Origin of the sequence: Citrobacter sp. Cy070, from assembly GCF_030332245.1 — a bacterium.
GTDB classification, from domain to species: Bacteria; Pseudomonadota; Gammaproteobacteria; order Enterobacterales; family Enterobacteriaceae; genus Citrobacter; species Citrobacter youngae.
In genome coordinates this window covers 1-25,096 of sequence record NZ_JAOWIG010000010.1, presented here as the reverse complement: position 1 = coordinate 25,096, position 25,096 = coordinate 1, and the positions used below count along the sequence as shown (strand labels likewise).

27 protein-coding genes and 1 pseudogene are annotated in these 25,096 nt (G+C 51.0%); 12 read left to right on the top strand and 16 right to left on the bottom strand.

The features are described 5' to 3' along the window. Window positions 1-49: 49 nt before the first annotated feature. Both OGY19_RS01240 and fabI read right to left on the bottom strand, forming a co-directional pair. Window positions 50-1,195, bottom strand: a complete 1,146-nt coding sequence (locus OGY19_RS01240; protein ID WP_061068001.1) for a carboxymuconolactone decarboxylase family protein — start codon at window positions 1,193-1,195, stop codon at window positions 50-52. 216 nt (window positions 1,196-1,411) lie between these two features. Continuing rightward, complete coding sequence (gene fabI / locus OGY19_RS01235) at window positions 1,412-2,200, bottom strand: enoyl-ACP reductase FabI (protein ID WP_005126472.1); 789 nt, start codon at window positions 2,198-2,200, stop codon at window positions 1,412-1,414. Window positions 2,201-2,711: 511 nt separating this feature from the next. Here fabI and OGY19_RS01230 point away from each other — a divergent pair. Next, window positions 2,712-3,401, top strand: coding sequence for an EAL domain-containing protein (locus OGY19_RS01230; RefSeq protein WP_048212578.1), 690 nt, complete (start codon window positions 2,712-2,714; stop codon window positions 3,399-3,401). Between the two features lie 44 nt (window positions 3,402-3,445). On the opposite strand, the gene sapF is transcribed toward OGY19_RS01230, so the two are convergent. From sapF to sapA, 5 genes are read right to left on the bottom strand one after another with little or no spacing between them, the layout of a single operon-like run. Beyond that, window positions 3,446-4,252, bottom strand: a complete 807-nt coding sequence (gene sapF / locus OGY19_RS01225) for a peptide ABC transporter ATP-binding protein SapF (protein WP_048211509.1) — start codon at window positions 4,250-4,252, stop codon at window positions 3,446-3,448. A 1-nt stretch (window position 4,253) separates the two neighbouring features. Beyond that, the gene (gene sapD / locus OGY19_RS01220) at window positions 4,254-5,246 is read right to left on the bottom strand and encodes a peptide ABC transporter ATP-binding protein SapD (RefSeq protein WP_003020556.1); all 993 of its coding nucleotides are present in this window, start codon (window positions 5,244-5,246) and stop codon (window positions 4,254-4,256) included. Beyond that, window positions 5,246-6,136 carry a peptide ABC transporter permease SapC gene (sapC, locus tag OGY19_RS01215; RefSeq protein WP_005126480.1) on the bottom strand — a complete coding sequence of 297 codons (891 nt, stop codon included), beginning with the start codon at window positions 6,134-6,136 and terminating at the stop codon, window positions 5,246-5,248. The genes sapD and sapC overlap by 1 nt, the downstream gene beginning before the upstream one ends. Further along, complete coding sequence (sapB, locus tag OGY19_RS01210; protein WP_005126482.1) at window positions 6,123-7,088, bottom strand: peptide ABC transporter permease SapB; 966 nt, start codon at window positions 7,086-7,088, stop codon at window positions 6,123-6,125. The genes sapC and sapB overlap by 14 nt, the downstream gene beginning before the upstream one ends. Then, window positions 7,085-8,728: an ABC transporter substrate-binding protein SapA gene (gene sapA / locus OGY19_RS01205; RefSeq protein WP_101742276.1), complete on the bottom strand. Its 1,644-nt coding sequence runs from the start codon at window positions 8,726-8,728 to the stop codon at window positions 7,085-7,087. Before sapA ends, sapB begins: the two co-directional genes overlap by 4 nt. Window positions 8,729-9,273: 545 nt before the next feature. On the opposite strand from sapA, the gene OGY19_RS01200 reads away from it, so the two are divergent. Then, entirely contained in the window at window positions 9,274-9,726 is a 453-nt protein-coding gene (locus OGY19_RS01200; protein WP_048211511.1) for an SgcJ/EcaC family oxidoreductase, read from the top strand. Between the two features lie 74 nt (window positions 9,727-9,800). Here OGY19_RS01200 and OGY19_RS01195 read toward each other — a convergent pair. The 6 genes and pseudogenes from OGY19_RS01195 to pspF form a co-directional block, all read right to left on the bottom strand. Continuing rightward, a pseudogene (locus OGY19_RS01195) lies at window positions 9,801-9,941 on the bottom strand (pentapeptide repeat-containing protein); the annotation flags it as partial. A gap of 5 nt (window positions 9,942-9,946) precedes the next feature. Next, entirely contained in the window at window positions 9,947-10,588 is a 642-nt protein-coding gene (locus tag OGY19_RS01190; protein WP_048211512.1) for a helix-turn-helix transcriptional regulator, read from the bottom strand. Between the two features lie 126 nt (window positions 10,589-10,714). Beyond that, on the bottom strand, window positions 10,715-11,683 hold the full coding sequence (locus tag OGY19_RS01185; protein WP_101742274.1) for a threo-3-hydroxy-L-aspartate ammonia-lyase: 969 nt from the start codon (window positions 11,681-11,683) through the stop codon (window positions 10,715-10,717). A gap of 26 nt (window positions 11,684-11,709) precedes the next feature. Next, window positions 11,710-12,105: a RidA family protein gene (locus OGY19_RS01180; protein ID WP_048211514.1), complete on the bottom strand. Its 396-nt coding sequence runs from the start codon at window positions 12,103-12,105 to the stop codon at window positions 11,710-11,712. Window positions 12,106-12,479: 374 nt separating this feature from the next. Further along, window positions 12,480-12,926, bottom strand: a complete 447-nt coding sequence (locus OGY19_RS01175) for a TetR family transcriptional regulator C-terminal domain-containing protein (RefSeq protein ID WP_115601982.1) — start codon at window positions 12,924-12,926, stop codon at window positions 12,480-12,482. Window positions 12,927-13,029: 103 nt separating this feature from the next. After that, complete coding sequence (pspF, locus tag OGY19_RS01170) at window positions 13,030-14,019, bottom strand: phage shock protein operon transcriptional activator (protein WP_185963993.1); 990 nt, start codon at window positions 14,017-14,019, stop codon at window positions 13,030-13,032. A 155-nt stretch (window positions 14,020-14,174) separates the two neighbouring features. Here pspF and pspA point away from each other — a divergent pair, with 155 nt between their 5' ends. The 8 genes from pspA to tyrR all read left to right on the top strand — a co-directional run bounded on the left by pspA (window position 14,175) and on the right by tyrR (window position 20,394). Next, on the top strand, window positions 14,175-14,843 hold the full coding sequence (gene pspA / locus OGY19_RS01165; protein WP_003020532.1) for a phage shock protein PspA: 669 nt from the start codon (window positions 14,175-14,177) through the stop codon (window positions 14,841-14,843). Between the two features lie 54 nt (window positions 14,844-14,897). After that, complete coding sequence (pspB, locus tag OGY19_RS01160; RefSeq protein ID WP_048211519.1) at window positions 14,898-15,122, top strand: envelope stress response membrane protein PspB; 225 nt, start codon at window positions 14,898-14,900, stop codon at window positions 15,120-15,122. Beyond that, a complete protein-coding gene (pspC, locus tag OGY19_RS01155; RefSeq protein WP_048211520.1) occupies window positions 15,122-15,481 on the top strand; it encodes an envelope stress response membrane protein PspC in 360 nt (119 codons plus the stop codon). The genes pspB and pspC overlap by 1 nt, the downstream gene beginning before the upstream one ends. Window positions 15,482-15,489: 8 nt before the next feature. After that, a complete protein-coding gene (gene pspD / locus OGY19_RS01150) occupies window positions 15,490-15,711 on the top strand; it encodes a phage shock protein PspD (protein ID WP_040230893.1) in 222 nt (73 codons plus the stop codon). A 76-nt stretch (window positions 15,712-15,787) separates the two neighbouring features. Continuing rightward, window positions 15,788-16,105, top strand: coding sequence for a thiosulfate sulfurtransferase PspE (gene pspE, locus OGY19_RS01145; protein ID WP_048211521.1), 318 nt, complete (start codon window positions 15,788-15,790; stop codon window positions 16,103-16,105). Between the two features lie 142 nt (window positions 16,106-16,247). Further along, window positions 16,248-17,645 carry a YcjX family GTP-binding protein gene (locus tag OGY19_RS01140; RefSeq protein ID WP_115602409.1) on the top strand — a complete coding sequence of 466 codons (1,398 nt, stop codon included), beginning with the start codon at window positions 16,248-16,250 and terminating at the stop codon, window positions 17,643-17,645. Then, window positions 17,642-18,703 carry a YcjF family protein gene (locus tag OGY19_RS01135; RefSeq protein ID WP_115601984.1) on the top strand — a complete coding sequence of 354 codons (1,062 nt, stop codon included), beginning with the start codon at window positions 17,642-17,644 and terminating at the stop codon, window positions 18,701-18,703. Before OGY19_RS01140 ends, OGY19_RS01135 begins: the two co-directional genes overlap by 4 nt. A gap of 146 nt (window positions 18,704-18,849) precedes the next feature. Beyond that, window positions 18,850-20,394 (top strand): transcriptional regulator TyrR, encoded by a 1,545-nt coding sequence (gene tyrR, locus OGY19_RS01130; RefSeq protein ID WP_115601985.1) that lies wholly within the window; start codon window positions 18,850-18,852, stop codon window positions 20,392-20,394. Window positions 20,395-20,446: 52 nt separating this feature from the next. Here tyrR and tpx read toward each other — a convergent pair whose 3' ends face one another. Continuing rightward, window positions 20,447-20,953 carry a thiol peroxidase gene (gene tpx, locus OGY19_RS01125; protein WP_040230898.1) on the bottom strand — a complete coding sequence of 169 codons (507 nt, stop codon included), beginning with the start codon at window positions 20,951-20,953 and terminating at the stop codon, window positions 20,447-20,449. A 115-nt stretch (window positions 20,954-21,068) separates the two neighbouring features. On the opposite strand from tpx, the gene ycjG reads away from it, so the two are divergent. Continuing rightward, entirely contained in the window at window positions 21,069-22,055 is a 987-nt protein-coding gene (ycjG, locus tag OGY19_RS01120; RefSeq protein ID WP_286596187.1) for an L-Ala-D/L-Glu epimerase, read from the top strand. On the opposite strand, the gene mpaA is transcribed toward ycjG, so the two are convergent. After that, window positions 22,030-22,737 carry a murein tripeptide amidase MpaA gene (gene mpaA / locus OGY19_RS01115; protein WP_048211525.1) on the bottom strand — a complete coding sequence of 236 codons (708 nt, stop codon included), beginning with the start codon at window positions 22,735-22,737 and terminating at the stop codon, window positions 22,030-22,032. The genes ycjG and mpaA overlap by 26 nt on opposite strands. Window positions 22,738-22,921: 184 nt before the next feature. Between mpaA and mppA the strand changes: the two genes are divergently transcribed. Continuing rightward, entirely contained in the window at window positions 22,922-24,535 is a 1,614-nt protein-coding gene (gene mppA / locus OGY19_RS01110) for a murein tripeptide ABC transporter substrate-binding protein MppA (RefSeq protein WP_115601987.1), read from the top strand. A gap of 500 nt (window positions 24,536-25,035) precedes the next feature. On the opposite strand, the gene OGY19_RS24400 is transcribed toward mppA, so the two are convergent. Continuing rightward, a partial coding sequence (locus tag OGY19_RS24400; protein WP_071528444.1) for an IS1 family transposase occupies window positions 25,036-25,096 on the bottom strand: 61 nt, incomplete at its 5' end.

The window sequence follows — 25,096 nt, the reverse complement described above, 5'->3', positions numbered from 1 at the left end:
TACGCGAATCTGCCAGTCGCAGCAAGCGCTCTTTCAGCAAGTGGATCGGTTAATACGTCTCGCCCAACGCGATCTTCAAACGATTTAACCATCCGCACAATCCGCTCCAGGCCAGTACGTTAATTGCCTGTTCTGAAGATATACCCTGGTCGAGTAACGGAGTAAGCAGTGCGGCGCTAAAGCGATCGGGCGCCCGGGTTAGCCATTGTACCGCCTGCAGGGTGACGCGCTCAACCGGATGTCGTTGCTCCCAACGCTGTATTTGGCGCTCATCCTGGCGAAGTACGGTAATAATCTCAGTGAGCTCAGTGGCTGAGAGGGCGTACTCATTGAAGCAGGACACGCTACCGTTAATCCGCGATGTGAACAGCGTGGTCAGAGAAAATGTCCGTGATTGCACATCGCTGTGTAATGTGCTGGTAAAAAGCGCTTCAAATAACGCCAGTTCTTCAGGTGAGTGTTGCAGTAATGGCCTCAGCGCTTGCAACACAATGGGAGTATGGCTGGCATGTGCTTCTGCGCCGGCAAGATGTTTTTCAATTGGCAGGTCGGCGGTGTGCCACTGTGCTTCTTCTGCACTAAAGGGGGATGCCTCGGCAAATTGCTGAATATCAAGGCCTGGAATGCGTCGCACAGGATGGCCAAACCAGGCTTGAAACAACGCAACGACGCGGGCCTGAAAGCCGACAAAGCCAACGATTTGATTCATCAGAACACTGTCGCTGGTCGTGAGGCCAACCGCCTCCAGATGCTGGCGATCGCGTGAGCCGATGACGTCCGGAGAGCTGGCTAGCTGGCGAGCATATTGGGTGATTTGCGCCAGTCGGTGGTTGCTTTCCCTGGATGAATTAGGGCCAGGAAGGGGGGTCAGACGTGCAGCATAATGATTACATAAACGCTGTACGCCACAAACCTGTGCGACGGTTAAAGCGGTACTCATACGTTCATAGGCACTGAACGTGTGCATTGAGTCCAAAGAAACATGCACTGGGAAAAGAAGTTGAGCAAGTTTACGGGCAGGTTCTAACCAGGACTGAAAGGGTAAAAGCGCAACGGCAGGTATCGTCAGATCCAGCAAAAATCGGTCCTCTACGTGTGCGGCTTCGGGCACCAACGGTAGAACATCTTGCGGATATGTACTGGACTGTGTCTCATGATACCAGTGGCTTTTGCCTTCAATTCGGCGTTGTTCCATGGGCGTTCCTTGGTCTAAAAAGTGGCGACCCGGATACGTCGTCATACCTGTACGCCGGATCGTTTGCGCTGCGATATCCTGACGTAAGCGAATGAGGTGATGAAAGATTGTTAAGTGATAATAAATATCAGAAAAGCATATATAGCCACGAGCGAAGGAGAAGGGAGAGGAAAATAATGGGCGACGGAGCGTCGCCCATAGAGGAAGTCTGAAAGATTATTTCAGTTCCAGTTCGTTCATTGCGGCGATGCTGAAGCCGCCGTCAACGTGAACGACTTCACCGGAGATACCGGCGGACAGGTCTGAGCACAGGAATGCCGCAGAGTTGCCCACATCTTCAATGGTAACGGTACGACGAATCGGCGTAACCGCTTCGCAATGTGCCAGCATTTTACGGAAATCTTTGATACCGGAAGCCGCCAGAGTACGGATTGGGCCGGCGGAGATTGCGTTCACACGCACGCCTTCAGGACCCATCGCGTTAGCCATATAACGAACGTTGGCTTCCAGAGAGGCTTTCGCCAGACCCATTACGTTATAGTTCGGGATCGCGCGCTCTGCACCCAGGTAGGACAGCGTCAGCAGTGCAGAACCAGGGTTCAGCATTGAACGGCATGCTTTTGCCATTGCAACAAAGCTGTATGCGCTGATGTCATGAGCAATTTTAAAGCCTTCGCGGGTGACCGCATTCACGTAGTCGCCATCCAGCTGGTCAGCAGGTGCGAAACCGATGGAATGTACGAAACCGTCGAATTTCGGCCAGACTTTGCCCAGTTCAGCGAACATGGTGTCGATGCTGGCGTCTTCAGCCACATCACACTGCAGTACGATGTTGGAACCCAGCTGAGCGGCAAATTCTTCCACGCGGCCTTTCAGTTTGTCGTTCTGGTAGGTGAACGCCAGTTCAGCGCCTTCGCGGTGCATCGCCTGTGCGATACCGTAGGCGATGGACAGTTTACTGGCAAGACCGGTCACCAGAATGCGCTTACCGGAAAGAAAACCCATAGCTTTAATCCTTATAGTCATTACTTATTTTTTTAGCAATCAATGAGTTATGATTGCAATTTCAAGGTCACTCGAAATTGGTGTGAAATTATATCCCACTCTTTGCCCCTTGTGTCACGATCTTTCTCTGCTATTCACCAGACGGTGAGCAGCAGTAATCGGCATTTCAGAGGGCAGGGAATCGTTGTCAGCACCTGGTGGCCTGTCACTATTCATTGCACGTGAGGAGTATATCACTCCCCCCTGGTTCTGCCTCATCCAACCAGAGAAGAGCAGGGGTATAAGGTGAAAATACAAGGCGTCAGAGGGTTAAAATGGTATGATCTGACCTCTAGTCGATGTTTTAACACATATCAATGTAAGAACATTCTTAAAACAAAAAATATGACCATATTCATTTAGTTATGATATATTGTTTTTATCGATCAATATCGATTCATTGATCGATATTATTGATTGATTATGATTAAAAGTGCATTATCAGGACGTTATGATCAATTGGAGTGGTCTTATGCACTATCATTTCATCGCGGAACCGATGAGAGACACAACAGATAAGTTGCTGGGTGTTGAGATGCTCGCCCGCTTCACCTCTGAGACGGTTCATCCGTTACACGCAGATTCCATCATTTCGGCATGGAGTAGCGAACAAAAACGTAATTTCATGCTTGAGCAAATTCGGTTAATTGCAGAAAAGCGTAATTGGTTCGAGAACAATAATCTGCTCTGTACGCTAAGCCTTATTGATGAAATGGCGCTATTAGCAATTGGTGATCCCGTCATTAAGTCGGCCTTGCATTCCATGCCCTTTATTGCGCTGGAACTCTCAGAACGCTTTCTGTCGAATACAGTTTGCCTGAACAACCTGCTGATTAATTCGCTGAGTGATGGTCCAAATGCCTTGTGGCTGGGCGATCTCGGATCTGGCAGTATTGGCGCGAGTCCGCTGGTGTGCGGCCGTTTTGACGTTGTGAAAATGGATCGCGACTTCTTCCTGTCACAGGTAGAAAAAACAATTTTCCCGGTGTTGATTAAAAATATCAGGGGATATTGCGAGCGCGTTGTGGTTGAGGGGATAGATACGACCCATCTTATCGAGGAGGTCTGCACCGCCGGCGTTTGGGCGATGCAGGGTGAAATTTTCCCGTCAGTCACGTTCTCTGAGGTTGACGCGCTACTCTTGCCCCGGTTTTGTCACTGATGACAGAACGGATAGCCCTCCCGTCCTGGTGGGCTATTATCTGATTAACGGTCTTTCCGCCAGGCATCGGCGGTAAGCGCCTCGCCAAAATGCCCTGCAATAAGACGACGAGTCAGCTCATGTAGCGGAGAGGCCAGCACGTCCGCCGTACTGCCGCGCTCGACAACTTCGCCCTGATGCATGACTAACACCTGGTCGCTGATGTGTTTCATCATCCCAATGTGTTGGGTCACATAGATATACGAAATCCCCTGTTTTTCCTGTAATTCCAGCATCAGGTTGATGAGTTGCGATCGCATCGACATATCCAGAGAAGCCAGCGCTTCGTCGGCGATAATAACTTTTGGCCGCAAAATCAGCGCACGGGCAAGGCCCAGACGCTGTTTTTGCCCTGGGGCCAGCATATGCGGATAGTAGCTAACATGATCGGGTAGCAGACCCACCATACGCATAGTTTCCACAATCTGTTTGCGGCGCTGTTCAGGCTCCAGATCGGTATTCAGGCGTAACGGAAAATCGAGGATCTGTGAGATACGCTGCCGTGGGTTTAGCGACGTTGACGGATCCTGGAAAATCATGCGAATACGCTGACTACGAAATGAATAATCGCCATATTTTAGCGGATGATCGTCAATCAGCAGCTCGCCGCTGGTCGGCTCAACCATCCCAGCCAGCATTTTCGCCAGCGTGGACTTGCCTGAGCCGTTCTCGCCAATAATAGCGAGCGTTTGACGTTCACGCAGCGTAAAGCTCAGCGGTTTAACGGCTTCGACGGTCTGGCGGCGAAATAATCCCGTCCGGTAGCGGAAGGTTTTGCTCAGATTACGCACTTCGAGCAGGGTTTCTACCATCTCACTCTCTCTCCATATTCAGCGGGAAATGACAGGCGTAGAGATGATTCTTTGCTCCGGTCAACCTTGGGGTTTCAATGCATTCGCGCTGTGCATAAGGGCAACGCGGCCCCAGACGACAGCCGATGGGCAACTGTTCTAACAACGGAATTGCTCCTGGCATGGTATTCAGGCGGCTTTTATGCGGCATTGCGCTACCAAAATCAGGAATGGCGCGAATCAGCGCTTGCGTATAAGGGTGATGGGGTATCGTCACCAAATCTTTACTGGGCGCGGTTTCCACCGTTTGTCCGCAGTACATTACGTTGATTTTGTCTGCCCATTGGCTGAGCATTTGCAGGTCATGGCTGATCAACAAAATGGTGGTATTGCTGTTTTGATTCAGTCGAGTCAGCAGACGAAAAATTTGCGCCTGGGTTGTGGGTTCCATCGCATTGGTGGGTTCATCTGCAATCAGCAGGCGAGGTTGGTTTGCCAGTGCGATGGCGATCATGACCTTCTGGCACTCGCCGTCGGTCAGCTCATAAGGGAAACTGCGCATGGCATCTTTATGATCTTTTATCCCGACGCGGTGCAGCAGTTCAATCGCGCGGCGTTTGCGCCAGCCGATACGTTGCCACCAGCGCCCCTTGTAAGTCCAGGCGGGAATGTTTTGCATCAGTTGGCGTCCAATACGTTCAGACGGATCCAGACAAGACTGTGGCTCCTGAAAGATCATGGACACGTTATGGCCGACCAGCTTACGTCGCTCGCGGGCGGAAAGGCGCAACAGGTCGATATCATCAAAACGCATGCGGTCCGCGGTAACGCGCCAGTTATCTTTGGCGACGCCGCAGATGGCCTTAGCGATCAAACTTTTACCTGAACCCGATTCACCGACCAGTCCACGGATCTCACCTTCGTTTAGCGTCATGCTGACGCGGTCCACTGCTTTCACCCAGTCGTCACCGGTCCTGAACTCGATAGTCAGGTTGCGGATATCCAGTAATGGCATTATTCCACCCCCGCAATAATTGCGCGGCGTACGCCGTCACCTAACAGATTTACCAGCAGCACACTTATCATAATTGCCGCTCCGGGCAGCATGACGGTCCACGGCGCAACATAGATCAACTCCAGCGCATCGCCGAGCATGGCGCCCCATTCTGGGGAGGGCAGTTGTGCGCCGAGATCAAGGAAGCCCAGGGCGGCGATATCCAGAATCGCCATTGACAGTGCTCGGGTGATTTCAGTGATAAGACCGGCAGTGATATTCGGCAGAATCGCAAACCACAGGATATTGAGCGTGCTCGCGCCATCCAGACGAGCAGCAATGACATACTCTTTTTCCAGCTCGTCATGCACCATGCTGTAGACGGAGCGCACCATACGCGGCAGTAAAGCCAGCCAGACGGCGAACATCGCATGCGTCAGATGTGGCCCGGCAAAAGCCACCACAATAATGGCCAGCAGTAGCGATGGAATTGACAGCAGGGTATCCAGAATGTGGTTCAGCACCGCTGAGCGTAGTCCGTGCGTTGCCCCGGCAACCACGCCCAGCAACAGACCGCAGAGTGTGGCGGCGAGGGTAACGACAAACGCACCGCCAACGGTCGGGGCCGCGCCGCTGAGCAGACGGCTTAATACGTCGCGGCCCAGATCGTCGGTTCCGAGGAAGAATGACACTTCGCCATAACGTGACCAGGACGGTGGCAACAGTTGGTAGCCAAGAAATTGCTGATCGATGCCGTAAGGGGCAAACCAGCCACCAAACACACACAGAATGACTAGTCCCGCACAACCGTACAGACCTACCATCGCAGAAGCATCGCCATAAAAATTACGCCATGCGGTGCGTAGCGTTCCGGGTGGGCGCTTCTCGCTATATACGCTATCGTAAGGCATACCATTCCTTATGTTTCAGCGGGTTAGCCATAGCACCCAAAATATCAGAGATGACGTTAACGATAATAACCAGGGAGCCAATCACCATCACACCCGCCGAAATAGCGGCGTAGTCTTGCTGGCGAATTGCGTTAATCAACCAACGTCCCAGCCCTGGCCAGCTAAAGACCATCTCGGTGATCATCGCCAGCGTCAGCATGGTGGAAAACTGTAATCCAAGACGAGGAATGACCGGCGGAAGTGCGTTGTGCAATACGTGGCGACGCAGAATGGTGAAGCGTGACAAACCGCGCGTGGCTGCCGCTTTGACATAGTTCTGATCGAAGACCTCAATGGTGCTGATACGCATCAGGCGAATGACCTCCGTGGTGGGCGCGACGGAAAGCGTCAATACCGGAAGCACCATATGACGGATTGCGCTGACCAACATTTCGTCGCGCCAGGGGGAGTCAGAGATCCACGCATCAATAATGGCGAAACCGGTCACCGGTTTTACTTCGTAAAGTAGATCGAAACGTCCCGAAACGGGTAACCAGCCGAGAGTCAGTGAGAAGAGGAGCGTCAGCAGCAGCGCCAGCCAAAAAACGGGAATGGAAAACCCCATCAGAGCCAATGCGCTGATGCAGCGATCCTGCCATTTATTACGTGTGATGCCGGCCAGCATGCCGATGGGGATCCCGACCATCAGCGCAAACCCAAAGGCAAGAATACACAGCTCCATCGTGGCTGGGAAAACCTCTTTCAGCTGTTCTGAGATTAACTGACCGTTAATACTGGAAACGCCAAAATCCCAGTGGATCAGACCGTTGAACCAGAATATCCAGGCGTTCCACAGCGATGCGCCTTGTAACGGCGCATGGGGGGTGAAGTAGCTCAGGCTGAACCCAATGAATGTCAGGAAGAACAGGGTGACCAGCAGCAATAAGAAGCGACGCAGGGTGAAGATAATCATGGTTTTTTCACCTCATCAGTCTTTTCCCTGGAAACCCCGGCAAAGGAAGCATTCCCGAACGGACTTAGCACCAGACCTTTGATGTCATAGCGGTAAGCCTGTAGACGCAATGATGAGGCCAACGGCAGGATCGGCAACTCTTGCGCCAGGATATTTTGTGCTTCGTCATAGGCGTCAATACGCGAGGAGAGCTGCTGCGAAGACAGCGCTTTGCGTAAAATGCTGTCGAACTGCGGATTGCACCAGTGCGCGAAGTTAGTCTGTGAGTTGATGGCGGCGCAACTGAGCAACGGTCGGAAAAAACTGTCAGGATCGTTACTGTCCGTCGCCCAACCGGACAACGTCAGATCATGGTTCATATCCATTAATCGCGCCTCCTGAAAACGACCTTCAACCGGGATGATCTTCACTTTCACACCCACCTGCGCCATATCTGCCTGGATCAGTTCCGCTGTTTTCAGCGGACTCGGATTCCAGGCCTGAGAGCTGGTCGGGACCCACAGTTGCAACGTCAGGTTCTCAAGTCCCAGTGCTTTTAGCTGCTCACGGGATTTAGCCGGGTTGTATTCAGTAATCTTAGCTTCGTTGTCATAAGCCCACGAGGCGCGGGGCAAAATAGATGCTGCAGTTTCTGCCGTACCGTAGTAGATAGACTGCATCAGACGCTGGTTGTTAATGGCCAGTGCCAGCGCATGCCGCACTGCGGGGTTATCCAGCGGCGGTTTATTGGTGTTGAATGCCAGATAGGCAATGTTCATTCCAGGACGCAGCGTCAGGCGCAGGCGTGGGTCATCACGTAATATGGTGAGCTGACTGGCCGCGGGCCAGGCCAGAACGTCGCACTCCCCGGTCAGGAGCTTTGATAACCGTCCGGTGCCGCCTGAACCGAGATCCACAACGACCTGTGGCATCAGGGGCGTGCCGCGCCAGAATTTTTCGTGACGTTGTAGACGAATATATTGCCCCGCGCGGTTTTCTGAAAGCAGGAACGGTCCGGTACCGACAGGCTGCCTGTCGAGTAATTCCTGGCGATCCTGTTTGGCCAGTTGTGTGGCATATTCAGCCGACATTACAGAGGCATAGTGTGTCGCCAGATGCCACAGGAAGGAGGCATCTGGCTGAGTCAGACGAAATTCAACCGTGTTGTTATCCAGCTTGCGCACGCTTTGCACGTTATCAGCGAATTGCAGGCTATCGAAGTAGGGAAAGCTGCTGCCATTGACGTTGTGCCACGGATGGTGACGGTCAAATATGCGCTCAAAGGTAAATACCACATCATCTGCATTTAGCTTACGGGTAGGCTTAAACCAGGCCGTCTTTTGAAACGAAACGTCGCGGCGCAAGTGGAAACGGTAGGTTGCGCCGTTGTCCAGCACTTCCCAGCTCTCAGCCAGTTCTGGCACCAGTCGGTAGGTGTACGGATCCACATCAAGTAGCCGGTCATAGAGTTGGGCTGCCAGAGTGTCGACAATCAGGCCGCTGCTCGCTTTCTGTGGGTTGAATGTATTGACTTGCCCGCTGACGCAATAGACAAAGCCGCTGTCACGAATATCAGCGTGCGTGGTCTGCAGAGGCGCGGCAACAGCCTGACCACTCAGAAGTCCAGCCATTACGATCAGAGTTGATAAAACCAGGCGCATAATTTTAAGGGACTATGAATAAAGAAGCTATCTTACTAATATTTAATGACATTCGCCATTACCGTTTGAGTTTGGGGGCAACCATACAGTTAGTTGCAAATTCTACGTCGCGGCCTGGTCAATATTCATACCAGCGCTCCACTTTGAATATAACTCATAAACTATCTTAGCATTTTCATGCCTCATCTGACCCGTAATAAACGAAGCGCGAGTTTCATGAGGGTATAGCTATGCCAAATTTATGTGCTGGGGTGTCGCAAGTACCGAAACGTAAGGAAGGGATAGCGTTAAAGAGATTCGGGAAGGAGGACAGAAATCATATGCATGCTGAACTATAATCATTCAGGTAGTGGTTTATGTTAAATACAGAGCATCAATGCCAAAATATCTAATTATTTCATTGTATTAATTACTCATTTATTTAACGTCTTTATTTTCTACACCCGGCGTATGTTAATGATTTCTATTGGTTATTACAGGTGATTTGACTATCCGGTTATCAATGACCTTCTTGTGGCCATCTAACCATTAATGGAATGATTACTATGAAGCAATTACTTGGTTTTGCTTGTTCACTGATCCTTTTATCGGGCCCCGTTTTTGCGACTCCGGCCCCAGAATGTGTGAAGGTGAACAAAGCGCAAATCGAAGCGCTATTCGACAAGTGGAATGAATCACTGAAAACGGGTAACGCGAAGACAGTATCTGAAAATTATCTTAGTGATGCAGTATTACTTCCCACGGTGTCGAATAAAGCCCGCTTAACAGATGCTGAGCGTGAGGATTATTTTGAACATTTTCTGGCAAAGAAACCGACCGGGAAAATTGACAGTCGTACCATTCGTCTTGGCTGTAATAAGGCGATTGATGCTGGCACCTATACCTTCACCTTCGCAGACAAATCGACTGTTTCGGCCCGTTATACGTTTACTTACGCATGGGATGGGAAGGCGTGGAAAATTTCCACCCACCACTCTTCAGCAATGCCTGAAGGGTAACAGAACAGATACGTAGGGGGCGGGGATTCACCGCTCCCAGGTGTATTGCGGGCTTGATTAACCAGGGCTAACCGCCCAGACCGTTCCATGATCAAAGAGGCCTGGTAACTATCTATCTTAACGCCTTGTAAATCGACGCCCCGAATATCTAAATCACCCAGTTCAGAATTGGTCAGATCGCAATGCGTGAAGTTCGCTGCTCGCCAGTTAAACGACCAACTTATTCGCCGATAGCGTTAGCCTGACGGGCGTACAGGTATGCGGTTGCTCTGGACACTCCCAGATGCTGCGCCACTGTATCCATGGATTTTCGTACGTTCAGTAAACCTTCCTTACGCAATTGTTGAATCAGTACCTTTCTGTCTTCTGTTTTCAGCGCTCGCGCCGTTGTTGCACGTTCAGCCGCAAAGTTATCAATACGCTGGCGAATCACTTCATTACTGCCAGGATCGAGGTGTTCGCTGACAGGTGAGCACTCGGTTTCAGTAAACCGTGCAAGCGCACTCTGCATCCCGCGAAATAGCGTCATATCAACATTCAGGCATAGCGCCGCGATGTATTTGCCTTGTTCGTCCTTGATGCCAATAGAGGTACTTTTTACCGGGCGACCATCAGCAAACTGATTGCTGTAGTTGGCAACGATGCTAGGAAAATCAGGTGATGCGATCCGCGCCAGTCCAAGCTCCGTTGCGGGCTGGCCAGCTTTGCGACCAGACAGATTATTATGTATGGATAAGATCGCATGCTCAGGGTTCTTGAGGTCATGAACCACAACCTCGCAAAACGGAGAGAAGGTATCGCTCAGTCCTTTGGCGATGGTTTCAATTTGATTGAGTAGCGAGTTATCGTCGGTTTTTGGCATGCCAGTCTCCTGCAGTGATGCCTGTTGCCATTATGGCGGCCAGTTTACAGCGTCCTGGGGCTTCTTTTCCAGACTGGAACAGGCGTATAGCGATAAGGTATCTGCACCGCAGATACCTTAATGAGATTACCCTGCAAGGAATTCACTGTAGCGGTTGATATCAACATTGCCACCGCTGATGATAATGCCGATTCTCTTTCCCCGAAGGCCTGCTTTTCGCGCTCTCGCGGCGGCAAAACCAAGGCAGCCTGTTGGCTCCACGACCATTTTCATTCGTTCCGCGATAAATTTCATTGCGGCAATTAATTCATCATCTGAAACCGTCAGAATATCGTTAACATGTTTCTGGATCAGTGGAAAGGTATGCTGTCCTAGATGTTGGGTTTGCGCGCCATCTGCAATGGTTTTCGGCGTATCGATGTGCACAATTTTGCCACTGCGAAACGACTGTTGACCGTCGTTGCCTGCCTCAGGTTCCACACCATAGATAAGACAATCAGGGGACAAGTGTCGCGCGGCCAGTGCGGAACCAGATAGAAGACCGCCACCACCCAGACAAACAAAAAGGGCATCCAGTGCACCAACTTCTTCAATCAGTTCTTTCGTGGCGGTACCCTGGCCTGCAATAACGTGCGGGTGATCGTAAGGTGGGATCAGCGTTAGTCCCTGTTTTTCTGCCAGATCCCGGCCAATTTTTTCACGATCTTCAGTATAACGGTCGTACATCACGACATGTCCGCCATACCCTTTCGTGGCAGCAACCTTAGCGGCTGGCGCATCGTGCGGCATGATAATTGTCGCCGGAATACCCAGTAATTTTGCGGACAGGGCAATTGCCTGAGCATGGTTTCCGGATGAAAAAGCCACGACGCCGGCTGCTCTCTGTTCTGGTGTAAACTGGCGCAAAGCATTCATCGCGCCGCGAAACTTAAATGCCCCCATCCGCTGGAAGTTTTCGCATTTGAAGAAAACGTCAGCACCAAACTCTTCATTCACCGTTCGTGATGTCATAACCGGTGTCTTGTTCGCATAACCTGCGATACGCTCAGCGGCCGCGGCAACATCGTGGTAATCAGGTAGTGTCATTTCAGTCATTGTTGTTCACCTGTAACAGTTAATAGTCACACTTGTTGTGCTAACGCAATGGCTTCAATTTCTACGGCAAAGCCGTAATGAAGCTCTGCAACGCCAGCGACAGCACGGGCTGGACGGGAATCACCGATCCATTCGCCGTAGATCCGATTAAACGTCGGCCACTGATTAATGTCCGTGACATAGACGCGTACCGAAACCAGGTGCTGACGGGAAACGCCGGCTCCTGCCAGACAAGCATCAACATTCTGTAGAGCCAGTCTGGTCTGCTCTTCAAAAGAAGCATCCGCTTTTCTTTCGCCATTAGTCGTGACAGGTAGCTGTCCAGAAATGAAAACGAATCCTCCGGCAGTCACACTATGTGAGTAATGGCCTGCTGGCGGGAAGCTATCCGTCGTTGTGTTCTGGGTAATATTGGTGGGCATGGTTCAATCTCCAGCTTAAGTATTGATGATTCATTTAGTATAAAATAATACTGTTTGTATTATTTTATACACCATCGTCATCCTGGCATCCAGTCTCTTTTTTCAACGACATGGCCCTGTGGACGACGTAAAACGATCGGCATACCCGCTGAAATGCTTGTATAACGTTAGGATTTATGGCTGTGAGGTCGGGCAGGAATGATGAGTGCGCAGAAATGATTTTTTGCTTTTACTCGTGGTCGGGAGTTCAGCTGCAATTCACCGACAATTGTATAAATTGATACTTTATGTATTGGTTGTGTTGACGCCCGCAATGCCCACTTCTGGCGCGAAGTGGGCAGGGGCAAGATCAGAAAGCAGGCTCGGGAAGTATTTTATTTAAGCAACTTTGACATTAAATCAGGGAACGCTGGTACATCTGTTTCCAATGAGAACGCAGGGTTAATAGCCTTACGGGCAATCAGTCCGTCAATAAATGCAAACAGAATGATGGTTATCGCTTGTGGGTTAATATCCCGACGAAACTCTCCTGCGGCGATACCTTGCGCAATTATTCCCGCAATGCTTTGTCGCATGATGTTATCACTGGCGATAAACGCTTCCCTCAGTTCCGGGTTGCGTGCCGATTCGGCCATGATCTCTATCCAAAGGTTGTGCGTGACAGGGTAACCGACATCGCTTATGCAAGAAACGACCTGCTTGCAAAGACGATCAAAAAACGATCCGCTACAGGGCTCATTATGGGCAGCCAGCGCAGTGTTTTGCTCTTCCAGAACGATTGCCCGAATAAGCTCATCCTTACTTTTGAAGTAAGTGTACATTATGCAAGAATGATGATATGTGGGAACCGTTAAACGGTACTATTTCAATGTGCTTTGTGGAGGATTTTGCACATGAAGGCGCTTAACGGTTGGTAATGCATCGCTAAATCTGGTGTTTTTTAAGCAACGCGCGGAGCTGATGGTACGTCAGCCCAAGCAGTTCGGCGGCCTTTTTCTGGTTAAATTTTGCCTGTTGTAGGCTGGTTTGCAGAAACGTCTTTTCTTGCTGTTGCTGGAATGCGCGCAGATCCAGCGGTAACGTTGCCGCTGTAGAGTGGGTTTCCTGCTGCTGAACGCCTGTAGTGTGGCGCTTAAACGGATCTATCACTACCTCGTCCAGCGGATAATCGCTGGTACCATGTCGGTATACCGAGCGTTCAACAACGTTTTTCAATTCGCGGATATTGCCCGGCCAGCGATAGTGGAGAAGTATTTCTCTGGCTTGTGTGCTAAAACCGGGAAACAGCGGTAATCCAATCTCGCGGCACATTTGAATCGCAAAATGTTCGGCCATCAACATGATGTCGCTTTTACGCTCCCGTAAAGGTGGAAGTTGCACGACATCAAAGGCCAGTCTATCCAACAGGTCTGCGCGGAAAGTACCTTCACTGACCATTCTCGGTAAGTCGGCATTGGTGGCACAGACCAGGCGCACGTTAACCTGCAGCGGCTGGCTACCGCCTACGCGCTCGAGCTCTCCATACTCAATAACGCGCAGCAATTTCTCCTGTACCAACATCGGTGCGGTTGCCAGTTCATCAAGAAAAAGTGTGCCACCGTCGGCGCGCTCGAAGCGGCCAGGATGGCGTTTTTGCGCTCCGGTAAAAGCACCAGCTTCATGGCCGAAGAGTTCGGAATCGAGTAAATTTTCGTTCAGCGCCGCACAATTAAGAGAAATAAACGGTCCTTGCCAACGAGTGGAAAGGTAGTGCAGACGGTTGGCGATTAACTCTTTTCCTGTGCCACGCTCACCGATTACCAGCACGGGTTTTTCCAGGGGGGCCAGATGGGAGACTTGTTCCAGCACTTCAATGAAGCTGTTTGCTTCCCCCAGAAGAGTATCTTTGTATCCTGCCATGATGAAATTCACCATTTGTTAGTGTTATTCACCAATTTACCCTAATTATCTCGTCAGGTAAAATTAGATATTATCTTCAAAATCAATAATATAAAAAGTTGGCACGACAAGTGCATTATGGAAGCAGCAGGGCATTGCCCGATATCAGAACAGTAAGTGAGGATTACATTATGGGTATTTTTTCTCGTTTTGCCGACATCGTGAACGCCAATATTAATGCGTTGCTGGAAAAGGCCGAAGATCCGCAGAAACTGGTGCGGTTGATGATTCAGGAAATGGAAGACACGCTGGTTGAGGTTCGATCTAACTCAGCGCGTGCACTGGCAGAAAAAAAACAGCTGTCCCGCCGGATTGAACAGGCCAGTGCGCAGCAGGCGGAGTGGCAAGAAAAAGCTGAGCTGGCGCTGCGTAAAGAGAAAGAAGATCTGGCGCGTTCTGCATTAATTGAAAAGCAGAAACTGACCGATTTAATTGCCTCTCTGGAGCATGAAGTGACGCTGGTTGACGATACGCTGGCGCGGATGAAAAAAGAGATTGGTGAGCTGGAAAATAAACTCAGTGAAACCCGGGCTCGTCAGCAGGCATTGATGTTGCGTCATCAGGCGGCGAGTTCTTCTCGTGATGTCCGTCGTCAGTTGGATAGCGGCAAACTGGATGAAGCAATGGCCCGCTTCGAATCTTTTGAGCGCCGTATTGATCAGATGGAAGCGGAAGCCGAAAGCCATAACTTCGGTAAGCAAAAATCTCTGGATCAGCAATTTGCTGACCTGAAAGCAGATGATGAAATCAGCGAGCAGCTGGCGCAGCTTAAAGCCAAAATGCAGCAAGACAAGCAATAATAACATCTGGCGGTGCCCGAACGCGCCGCCGCTCATCACCTGTAAGGAGTACTCATGAGCGCGCTATTTCTGGCCATTCCGTTAACTATCTTTGTGCTGTTCGTTTTGCCGATCTGGCTGTGGCTGCATTACAGCAATCGTTCCAGCCGTGGTGAACTGTCGCAAAGCGATCAGCAACGTCTGGTAGAGCTCAACAATGATGCACAGCGTATGCGTGAACGTATTCAGGCGCTGGAAGATATCCTTGATGCCGAACATCCAAACTGGAGGGACCGCTAATGGGGGGCGTTAACCTGAACAAAAAGCTGTGGCGTATCCCGCAGCAGGGCATGGTTAAAGGGGTCTGTGCTGGTATTGCGCACTATCTTGATGTCCCCGTGAAGCTGGTAAGGATCCTGGTGGTACTGTCAGTCTTTTTTGGTCTGGCCTTTTTCACCGTAGTTGCCTATATCGTGTTGACGTTTGTGCTGGACCCAATGCCGGACAACGTCGTATCCGGCGACCAACAGCCATCAAGCGGGGAACTGCTAGATTCCGTCGATCGTGAACTGGCCGCGAGTGAAAAGCGTTTGCGTGAAATGGAGCGTTATGTGACATCGGACACCTTCACATTGCGCAGTCGTTTCCGTCAATTGTGAGGATTGAAATGAATAATCGCTGGCAACGTGCCGGGCAAAGGGTTAAGCCGGGCTTTAAAATAGCAGGCAAGCTGGTACTTTTGACTGCGCTTCGCTACGGCCCCGCAGGTGTTGCGGGGTGGGCGGTGAAATCAGTGGCCCGCCGTCCGTTAAAAATGTTGCTGGTGTTGGTACTGGAGCCATTATTGAGCAAGGTTGCCAGGAAAATTTCCCAACGCTACGGCCAGTGATAGCATGCTCGCAATATTTCCTTAAGATCAAGTATATAGTGTTAGGTGACTTTCCATCATTTAACGGAACGATACTATGTTGAAAAAAGGAGTATTCGCACTAGCGCTGGTCATCGGGATGCCGGTATTTGCGGCCGAGCACTGGATTGATGTTCGTGTTCCTGAACAATATCAGCAGGAACACCTTCAGGGGGCCATCAACATCCCTTTAAAGGATTTGCAGGCACGAATTGCGGCAGAAGTCCCTGATAAGACCGACACCGTGAAGTTGTATTGCAACTCAGGTCGTCAATCCGGGATGGCAAAAGATATGCTGACCGGGATGGGCTATACACAGGTAACCAACGAAGGCGGTATTAGCGGGATTCATCTTCCTAAAGTAGAGAATAAATAATCCGCATGCTTTCTTTTGGCTAAAGGCGACATGAATGATGTCGCCTGATTTCTTTCAGGGAGTTGATAACTCAGTATTAAACCTTATGTTTGCTCCCTGTTTGTTATAATTTCTTCGGTTCCTTCAGCATAACGGGATGGCGATGAAGCGACTTAAAAATGAACTCAACTCGCTGGTTAATCGCGGCGTAGATCGGCATCTGCGCCTGGCTGTCACCGGACTTAGCCGCAGCGGTAAAACAGCGTTTATTACCGCAATGGTAAACCAGTTACTCAATATTCATGCCGGTGCGCGCCTGCCGTTGCTCAGTTGTGTGCGTGAAGAGCGTCTGCTTGGCGTAAAGCGGGTTCCTCAGCGCGATTTTGGTATTCCGCGCTTTACCTATGATGAAGGACTGGCCCAGCTGTATGGCTCTCCGCCGACCTGGCCGACACCAACGCGCGGTGTGAGTGAAATTCGTCTGGCGCTGCGTTATAAGTCCAATGACTCTTTACTGCGCCACTTTAAAGACACCTCTACGCTGTACCTGGAAATTGTTGATTATCCGGGAGAGTGGTTGCTCGATTTACCGATGCTGGCCCAGGACTATTTAAGCTGGTCGCGGCAAATGACCGGATTATTACAGGGCCAGCGAGGTGAATGGTCGGCCAGATGGCGGCAGCTATGCGAGGGGCTTGACCCGCTGGCGCCTGCTGACGAAAACCGTCTGGCGGAAATCGCCGCGGCGTGGACAGATTATCTGCATCAGTGCAAACAGCAGGGATTGCATTTCATTCAGCCCGGGCGCTTTGTGCTGCCGGGGGACATGGCTGGCGCACCTGCGCTGCAATTTTTCCCGTGGCCGGATGTTGATGCTTTTGGTGAGTCAAAACTGGCACAGGCGGATAAACATACCAACGCAGGTATGTTACGCGACAGGTTTAATTACTACTGCGAAAAGGTCGTGAAAGGGTTCTACAAGAATCACTTCCTGCGCTTTGATCGCCAAATTGTGCTGGTCGATTGCCTGCAACCGCTTAACAGCGGACCACAGGCGTTTAACGATATGCGACTGGCGCTGACACAACTGATGCAAAGTTTTCATTATGGTCAGCGCACGTTGTTCCGCCGGTTGTTCTCGCCGGTAATCGATAAGTTGCTGTTCGCTGCCACCAAGGCCGACCACGTTACGGTCGATCAACATGCCAATATGGTGTCGTTGTTGCAGCAATTGATTCAGGACGCCTGGCAAAATGCTGCGTTTGAAGGCATCAGTATGGACTGTCTGGGACTGGCATCGGTGCAGGCAACCACCAGCGGCCTGATTGATGTGAAGGGCGAGAAGATCCCCGCGTTGCGCGGCAATCGCCTGAGCGACGGCGAGCCGTTGACCGTCTATCCGGGAGAAGTCCCAGCGCGTTTACCGGGCCAGGCTTTTTGGGATCGCCAGGGTTTCCAGTTTGAAGCCTTTCGCCCGCAGGTCATGGATGTAGATAAACCCTTACCGCATATTCGCCTGGATGCCGCGCTGGAGTTTTTAATAGGAGATAAATTGCGATGAGCGAGCCGTTAAAACCGCGTATCGATTTCTCAGGTCCACTGGAAGTGGAACCAAACACGGCATTTAAAGCACAGCAAATGTTCAACGATACGGAGGCGCAGACTTTTTCTCCGGCGACAGTGGATGAACCACTGGAAGACGAAGGTCAGGCAGAAGCCGTTATTGATGCGGCCCTTCGTCCTAAACGCAGTCTGTGGCGCAAGATGGTGATGGGCGGGTTGGCACTGTTTGGCGTAAGCGTTGTCGCTCAGGGTGTGCAGTGGACCATGAACGCCTGGCAGACTCAGGACTGGGTCGCGCTGGGGGGCTGTGCTGCGGGTGCGCTGATTATTGGCGCAGGCGTTGGGTCGGTGGCAACCGAGTGGCGTCGGCTGTGGCGTTTGCGTCAACGCGCACACGAGCGTGATGAAGCGCGTGATCTGTTACACAGTCACGGAACCGGAAAAGGCCGCGTATTTTGTGAAAAGCTGGCGCAGCAGGCGGGTATCGATCAGTCTCATCCTGCGCTACAACGCTGGTATGCCTCTATCCATGAAACGCAGAATGATCGGGAAGTTGTGAGCCTGTATGCCCACCTGGTGCAGCCAGTGCTGGATGCGCAAGCACGACGTGAGATCAGTCGTTCTGCGGCGGAATCCACGCTGATGATTGCCGTCAGCCCGTTAGCGTTGGTGGATATGGCGTTTATTGCCTGGCGAAATCTGCGGTTGATTAACCGTATAGCTACGCTGTATGGCATCGAACTCGGCTATTACAGCCGCCTGCGCCTGTTTCGTCTGGTACTGTTAAATATCGCTTTTGCCGGGGCCAGCGAGTTGGTGCGGGAAGTGGGGATGGACTGGATGTCGCAGGATTTAGCGGCCCGGTTATCCACGCGTGCCGCGCAGGGTATTGGCGCGGGCTTGTTAACAGCGCGTCTGGGGATTAAAGCGATGGAGCTGTGCCGTCCATTACCGTGGATTGATGATGATAAACCGCGACTGGGGGATTTCCGCCGTCAGTTGATCGGTCAGGTGAAAGAGACCTTACAAAAGAACAAATCCCCGCGTGAAAGTTGAGTAAATACGGGTGCCGATCGTATAACTTTACGCCCCGGCGCCCAATTTTCCAGCGTGCTGTCAATATTTGTTGACAGAGTCCTTCCTGCTAACCCAATACTGGCTTATCATTTAATACATAATCCCTTGTCCAGGTGAAGGTTCCTATGCGTTTGGAAGTCTTTTGTGAAGACCGTCTTGGTCTGACCCGCGAATTGCTCGATTTACTGGTGCTGAGAAGCATTGATTTACGCGGTATCGAGATTGACCCCATCGGGCGAATTTACCTTAATTTTGCGGAGCTGGAGTTCACTAACTTCAGCAGCCTGATGGCTGAAATCCGCCGCATCGCAGGGGTAACGGACGTCCGTACCGTGCCCTGGATGCCTTCCGAACGCGAACATCTGGCGCTTAGCGCGTTGCTTGAAGCATTGCCTGAACCCGTTCTTTCTCTGGATATGAAAAGCAAAGTGGAGATGGCAAACCCGGCAAGTTGCCAGCTTTTTGCCCATCCCCAGGAGCGGATGCGCAACCACACGGCGGCACAGCTCATTAATGGGTTTAACTTCCAGCGCTGGCTGGAAAGTAATCCGCAGGATTCCCATAGTGAACATGTGGTGATTAACGGACAGAACTTCCTGATGGAAATTACGCCGGTCCATTTGCAGGGCGAAAATCAGGAGCAAATGCTGACCGGTGCCGTTGTCATGTTGCGTTCTACCCTCCGCATGGGCCGTCAATTGCAAAACATGACCACCCAGGATCTGAGCGCATTCAGCCAGATTATTGCCGTAAGCGCCAAAATGAAACACGTTGTTGAACAGACGCGCAAGTTGGCGACGCTGAGTGCGCCGCTGCTGATCACCGGGAATACCGGTACGGGCAAAGATCTCTTTGCGCATGCCTGCCATCTGGCGAGCCCACGTGCGTCAAAACCTTATCTGGCGCTGAACTGCGCGTCTATTCCTGAAGATGCGGTAGAAAGCGAACTGTTTGGTCACGCCCCGGAAGGTAAAAAAGGGTTCTTCGAGCAGGCGAATGGCGGTTCAGTGTTGTTGGATGAGATTGGCGAAATGTCGCCGCGCATGCAGACGAAATTGCTGCGCTTCCTCAATGACGGGACGTTCCGTCGCGTGGGTGAAGATCATGAAGTTCATGTTGATGTTCGTGTAATCTGCGCGACGCAAAAGAACCTGGTGGAACTGGTGCAGAAAGGTCTTTTCCGCGAAGATCTCTATTATCGTCTGAATGTCCTGACGCTTAATCTGCCGCCGCTACGCGATTGCCCACAAGATATTATGCCACTCACAGAGCTGTTTGTAGCGCGTTTTGCCGATGAGCAGGGTGTACCGCGTCCGAAGTTGTCTGCCGATCTCAGCACGGTGCTCACCCGCTACGGCTGGCCGGGCAATGTGCGTCAGCTTAAAAATGCTATCTATCGGGCGTTAACTCAGCTTGAGGGCTATGAACTGCGTCCGCAGGATATCTTATTGCCGGATTATGATGCTGCGACAGTTGCCGTCGGAGAAGAAGTGATGGAAGGGTCGCTGGATGAGATCACCAGCCGCTTTGAACGTTCTGTGTTGACGCAGCTTTATATGAATTATCCCAGCACGCGTAAACTGGCTAAACGCCTGGGGGTTTCACATACCGCGATTGCCAATAAGTTACGCGAGTATGGTTTGAGTCAGCAGAAAAAAAACGAAGAGTAATGATGCAAATAAAAATGCCTCCATCCGGAGGCATTTTTGTATTCAGGGCAACTTAGGCTTTCAGCACGGCCAACGCTGCATCATAGTCAGGCTCGTTGGTAATTTCATTGACCAGTTGGCTGAACACGATGTTGTCATTTTCGTCGATAACGACAACGGCGCGAGCAGCCAGACCTTTCAGCGGGCCTTCGGCAATTTCAACGCCGTAGTTTTTCAGGAATTCAGCGTTACGCAGGGTGGACAGCGTGATAACGTTGCTCAGACCTTCCGCGCCGCAAAAACGAGAATGGGCGAATGGCAGATCGGCTGAAATGCACAGTACGACGGTGTTGTCGATTTCTGTCGCCAGTTGGTTAAACTTACGTACTGATGCCGCGCACACGCCGGTATCGATGCTTGGGAAAATATTCAGCACTTTGCGCTTGCCTGCGAACTGGCCCAGCGTAACGTCAGACAGGTCTTTAGCCACAAGGGTAAAAGCCTGAGCTTTGCTTCCAGCCTGAGGAATAGAGCCGGCAACTGCAACCGGGTTGCCCTGGAAATGAACGGTTTGTGACATGGTTATCTTCCTGTTTACATATAGTTAACGTCAAGGCTAGTTTATGCCATCAGCAGTTAACACGGCAAACGCTATTTGCGGATATCCGCTTCAGGGACTGCATTAAGGAAAACAAATGAGATCAGTTAAGGTGTATGAGGAAGCCTGGCCGTTACACACTCCCTTTGTGATTGCCCGCGGGAGCAGGACCGAAGCGCATGTGGTGGTGGTTGAACTGGAAGAGAATGGTGTAAAGGGCGTTGGAGAATGTACGCCTTATCCTCGCTATGGCGAAAGCGATGCGTCGGTACTGGCTCAAATCATGAGTGTTGTGCCGCAACTGGAACACGGTATGACGCGTGAAGCGCTGCAGGCATTGCTGCCCGCGGGGGCGGCGCGTAATGCCGTTGACTGTGCGCTTTGGGATCTCAATGCGCGTCAGCAACAACAGTCTCTGGCCGACTACGTTGGTACTGAACTGGATGCAACAGTAACGACCGCGCAAACCGTCGTGATCGGCACGCCGGAGCAGATGGCGGCGAGCGCGACTGCGCTATGGGATAACGGTGCCAGATTGCTGAAAGTCAAACTGGATGCACACTTAATCAGCGAAAGGATGGTTGCGATCCGGGCGGCTGTGCCTGAGGCGACAATCATTGTTGATGCTAATGAATCCTGGCGTGCTGAAGGGCTGGCCGCACGCTGCCAGTTAATGGCGGATTTAGGCGTTGCGATGCTGGAGCAGCCTCTGCCGGCTAATGATGATGCCGCGCTGGAGAATTTCGTGCATCCGCTGCCTGTCTGTGCAGATGAAAGCTGCCATACCCGCAGCAGTCTGAAAGCGCTGCATGGACGCTATGAAATGGTCAATATCAAACTGGATAAGACAGGCGGACTGACGGAGGCGCTGGCGCTGGCGACCGAAGCCCGCGAGCAGGGATTTGCACTCATGCTGGGCTGTATGTTGTGTACATCAAGGGCGATCGGCGCTGCATTGCCGCTTACGCCACAGGTCAGCTTTGCCGATCTGGATGGCCCAACGTGGCTGGCCCGAGACGTGGAGCCTGCCTTGCATTTTACAACCGGACAGCTTCATCTCAAGGATGCCAGCGCAAAAGATTAGACATTGCCAGCAGGTATTTTTCGCTCGCTTCATCCGATGAAATGGGCGGAAATTCTGCAGTAATGCAATGTAGGTTTAGATCGGCGCACCAGCTACCAAAAGAGCCCGGCGTTTCATAACCGACGCTGGTTACCAGCGGCAATTCGAACGACTGCGCCAGCCACGCGCCTAATTCGCTGTGTCTGGGATCTTCAATACAGGCCAGCGGATCGTGGAAAGAAACTACCCATGCAGGATGAATGTGGTGAATAAGTTGGCATAGTGCCTGGGTCTCAGGCTCAGATCCCGGATGATCGCCAGTCAATAACACCACATCACGCTCTTCTGCGCTGCTGTTCCAGCGATATACCGTTTCACCGGATTTCCAGTTTGCCGCCGGAAAGTTACGGTTAAGATCCACGCCGTTTGCATTTGCACGCAGACCCAACTGGCAACCGTCAGGGTTTACCGCCAGCACCACATGATGGCGACGCAGGGAGGGGTTAAGCGTACGCAATGCGCAGGAAAGGGTAACGACCGAGGAGTTTTCGTCGCCGTGCGTTCCCGCCAGTATCAGGCCGCTTTCACGATCGGCTGCCGGTGCCGGGAACCAGATTAGCGGCGCGCCCAATAGTGAACGTCCGTAATGTTCGGTTCCTGGCGGAAATGCGCCGCGCTCGGCACGGGGGCGGGTAACGGTCATAGTCATCTCTGAATGCTGGGATAGTTGCTCGCAGTGTTGTGCAAAATGTATGGATAATCAAATCGTTTTCACACACTTATCTTTTCAGGTGTAATATCACTTTCCTGTCGGAAGTTAATTGCATTTCCTGCTGGCGATACAAATAATTACACATTCACTTAGTAGCCGGAATTGAGGGTATCTTATGCAGCATTCTGTTTCAGTAACCTGTTGTGCGCTGTTGGTTAGCAGCATTTCATTATCCTGGGCTGCTGATGTTCCCAGCGGGACGGTACTGGCAGAAAAGCAAGAACTGGTGCGTCACATAAAAGATGAGCCAGCGTCACTCGATCCGGCAAAAGCCGTTGGGCTTCCAGAAATTCAGGTTATTCGCGATTTATTCGAAGGGCTGGTCAACCAGAATGAAAAGGGTGAGATTATTCCCGGTGTCGCCACACAGTGGAAGAGTAATGATAACCGTATCTGGACGTTTACGTTGCGCAATAATGCGCAATGGGCCGATGGCACGCCGGTAACGGCACAGGATTTTGTCTACAGTTGGCAGCGTCTGGTTGACCCGAAAACACTATCGCCGTTTGCCTGGTTTGCCGCGCTAGCAGGGATCAACAATGCCCAGGCGATCATCGATGGCAAAGCCGCGCCCGATAAGTTAGGTGTCAGCGCGGTGGATGCGCATACCTTCAAAGTGCAGTTGGACAAACCGCTACCCTGGTTTGCCAACCTGACAGCGAGCTTTGCGTTTTATCCTGTCCAAAAAACCAATGTCGAAAGCGGTAAAGAGTGGACGAAGCCAGGCAACCTTATCGGTAACGGTGCCTATGTGCTGAAAGACCGTGTGGTTAACGAGAAACTGGACGTTGTGCCGAATACACATTATTGGGACAACGCCAAAACGGTGCTGCAAAAAGTGACTTTCCTGCCGATTAACCAGGAGTCTGCTGCGACCAAACGCTATCTTGCTGGCGATATTGATATTACTGAGTCCTTCCCGAAAAATATGTATCAGAAGCTATTGAAGGATATTCCGGGCCAGGTGTATACGCCGCCGCAGCTTGGTACTTATTACTATGCATTTAACACGCAAAAAGGGCCGACTGCCGATTCACGCGTGCGTCTGGCGCTCAGTATGACTATCGATCGTCGTCTGATGGCGGAGAAAGTATTAGGAACTGGCGAAAAACCCGCCTGGCACTTTACGCCGGATGTGACGGCAGGATTTATCCCGGAACCTTCTCCGTTTGAACAAATGAGTCAGGAAGAGCTTAATGCCCAGGCGAAAACGCTGCTGCGTGCCGCGGGCTATGGTCCGCAGAAACCGCTTAAACTCACACTGCTGTACAACACCTCTGAAAACCATCAGAAGATTGCTATTGCTGTGGCTTCCATGTGGAAGAAAAATCTTGGCGTGGATGTGAGGCTACAGAACCAGGAGTGGAAAACCTATATTGATAGTCGTAATACCGGCAACTTTGATGTTATCCGTGCCTCCTGGGTGGGCGACTACAATGAGCCTTCTACGTTCCTGTCATTATTAACATCGACCCATACGGGCAATATCTCCCGCTTTAATAATCCGGCATACGATAAAGTGTTGACCCAGGCTACTCTGGAAAATACAGAGAAAGCGCGGAATGCTGATTATAACGCTGCGGAGAAAATTCTGATGGAACAGGCACCTATTGCGCCGATTTATCAGTACACCAACGGACGTTTAATTAAACCGTGGCTGAAAGGGTATCCGATTACCAACCCAGAGGATGTGGCATACAGTCGCACTATGTATATTGTTAAGCACTAATTGCGTACGTCCTCCTGTTAACCTTCGTTAACCACTTCAAAACCAGAACTGGCGCTGACTTCAGCGCCAGCATCTCCAGATAATCAGTATCAACCTCATTAAAAATAATGATAAAAATATATCTAATGAATTATTCATACTGCAGATTTCGATTTATACCATCATTTAAACTTAATGAAATGGTATTCTTCAATAAAGAACACTGTCGGTGCTTGTCGAAATAAGGTTTAATAATTAGAGTGGTGGTGCAAAATATGAAATGGGACTGAAAGAAACGGGGCAATAAGCTTGTGCATTGTGGATGAGAAAAATATTGTCGGAACCCAACAAAGAACGGTCAGCTATATTAATCTGCATAATCTGATGTTATATTTGAAGAAAAAACAGCCGTGCAACCCTGGCGACAGTACTTAAGGACCGTTAACTGGCGAGCAAGGTATTCGAAACTGCCGGGGGGCATGGCCCTGATATGGACGATGATTGCCGGTAATGACTCCAACTTATTGATAGTGTTTTATGTTCAGATAATGCCCGATGACTTTGTCATGCAGCTCCACCGAT

Coding starts and splice junctions, on each gene's coding strand:
- fabI (WP_005126472.1), bottom strand. CDS start 2,200: ATGGGTTTTCTTTCCGGTAAGCGCATTCTGGTGACCGGTCTTGCCAGT.
- sapC (WP_005126480.1), bottom strand. CDS start 6,136: ATGCCTTACGATAGCGTATATAGCGAGAAGCGCCCACCCGGAACGCTA.
- sapA (WP_101742276.1), bottom strand. CDS start 8,728: ATGCGCCTGGTTTTATCAACTCTGATCGTAATGGCTGGACTTCTGAGT.
- OGY19_RS01175 (WP_115601982.1), bottom strand. CDS start 12,926: ATGTACACTTACTTCAAAAGTAAGGATGAGCTTATTCGGGCAATCGTT.
- mpaA (WP_048211525.1), bottom strand. CDS start 22,737: ATGACCGTTACCCGCCCCCGTGCCGAGCGCGGCGCATTTCCGCCAGGA.
- pspF (WP_185963993.1), bottom strand. CDS start 14,019: ATGGTGAATTTCATCATGGCAGGATACAAAGATACTCTTCTGGGGGAA.
- pspC (WP_048211520.1), top strand. CDS start 15,122: ATGGGGGGCGTTAACCTGAACAAAAAGCTGTGGCGTATCCCGCAGCAG.
- OGY19_RS01230 (WP_048212578.1), top strand. CDS start 2,712: ATGCACTATCATTTCATCGCGGAACCGATGAGAGACACAACAGATAAG.
- OGY19_RS01190 (WP_048211512.1), bottom strand. CDS start 10,588: ATGCCAAAAACCGACGATAACTCGCTACTCAATCAAATTGAAACCATC.
- OGY19_RS01140 (WP_115602409.1), top strand. CDS start 16,248: ATGAAGCGACTTAAAAATGAACTCAACTCGCTGGTTAATCGCGGCGTA.
- mppA (WP_115601987.1), top strand. CDS start 22,922: ATGCAGCATTCTGTTTCAGTAACCTGTTGTGCGCTGTTGGTTAGCAGC.
- tpx (WP_040230898.1), bottom strand. CDS start 20,953: ATGTCACAAACCGTTCATTTCCAGGGCAACCCGGTTGCAGTTGCCGGC.
- sapD (WP_003020556.1), bottom strand. CDS start 5,246: ATGCCATTACTGGATATCCGCAACCTGACTATCGAGTTCAGGACCGGT.
- pspB (WP_048211519.1), top strand. CDS start 14,898: ATGAGCGCGCTATTTCTGGCCATTCCGTTAACTATCTTTGTGCTGTTC.
- pspA (WP_003020532.1), top strand. CDS start 14,175: ATGGGTATTTTTTCTCGTTTTGCCGACATCGTGAACGCCAATATTAAT.
- pspD (WP_040230893.1), top strand. CDS start 15,490: ATGAATAATCGCTGGCAACGTGCCGGGCAAAGGGTTAAGCCGGGCTTT.
- OGY19_RS01240 (WP_061068001.1), bottom strand. CDS start 1,195: ATGGAACAACGCCGAATTGAAGGCAAAAGCCACTGGTATCATGAGACA.
- tyrR (WP_115601985.1), top strand. CDS start 18,850: ATGCGTTTGGAAGTCTTTTGTGAAGACCGTCTTGGTCTGACCCGCGAA.
- OGY19_RS01185 (WP_101742274.1), bottom strand. CDS start 11,683: ATGACTGAAATGACACTACCTGATTACCACGATGTTGCCGCGGCCGCT.
- ycjG (WP_286596187.1), top strand. CDS start 21,069: ATGAGATCAGTTAAGGTGTATGAGGAAGCCTGGCCGTTACACACTCCC.
- OGY19_RS01135 (WP_115601984.1), top strand. CDS start 17,642: ATGAGCGAGCCGTTAAAACCGCGTATCGATTTCTCAGGTCCACTGGAA.
- OGY19_RS01180 (WP_048211514.1), bottom strand. CDS start 12,105: ATGCCCACCAATATTACCCAGAACACAACGACGGATAGCTTCCCGCCA.
- sapB (WP_005126482.1), bottom strand. CDS start 7,088: ATGATTATCTTCACCCTGCGTCGCTTCTTATTGCTGCTGGTCACCCTG.
- pspE (WP_048211521.1), top strand. CDS start 15,788: ATGTTGAAAAAAGGAGTATTCGCACTAGCGCTGGTCATCGGGATGCCG.
- OGY19_RS01200 (WP_048211511.1), top strand. CDS start 9,274: ATGAAGCAATTACTTGGTTTTGCTTGTTCACTGATCCTTTTATCGGGC.
- sapF (WP_048211509.1), bottom strand. CDS start 4,252: ATGGTAGAAACCCTGCTCGAAGTGCGTAATCTGAGCAAAACCTTCCGC.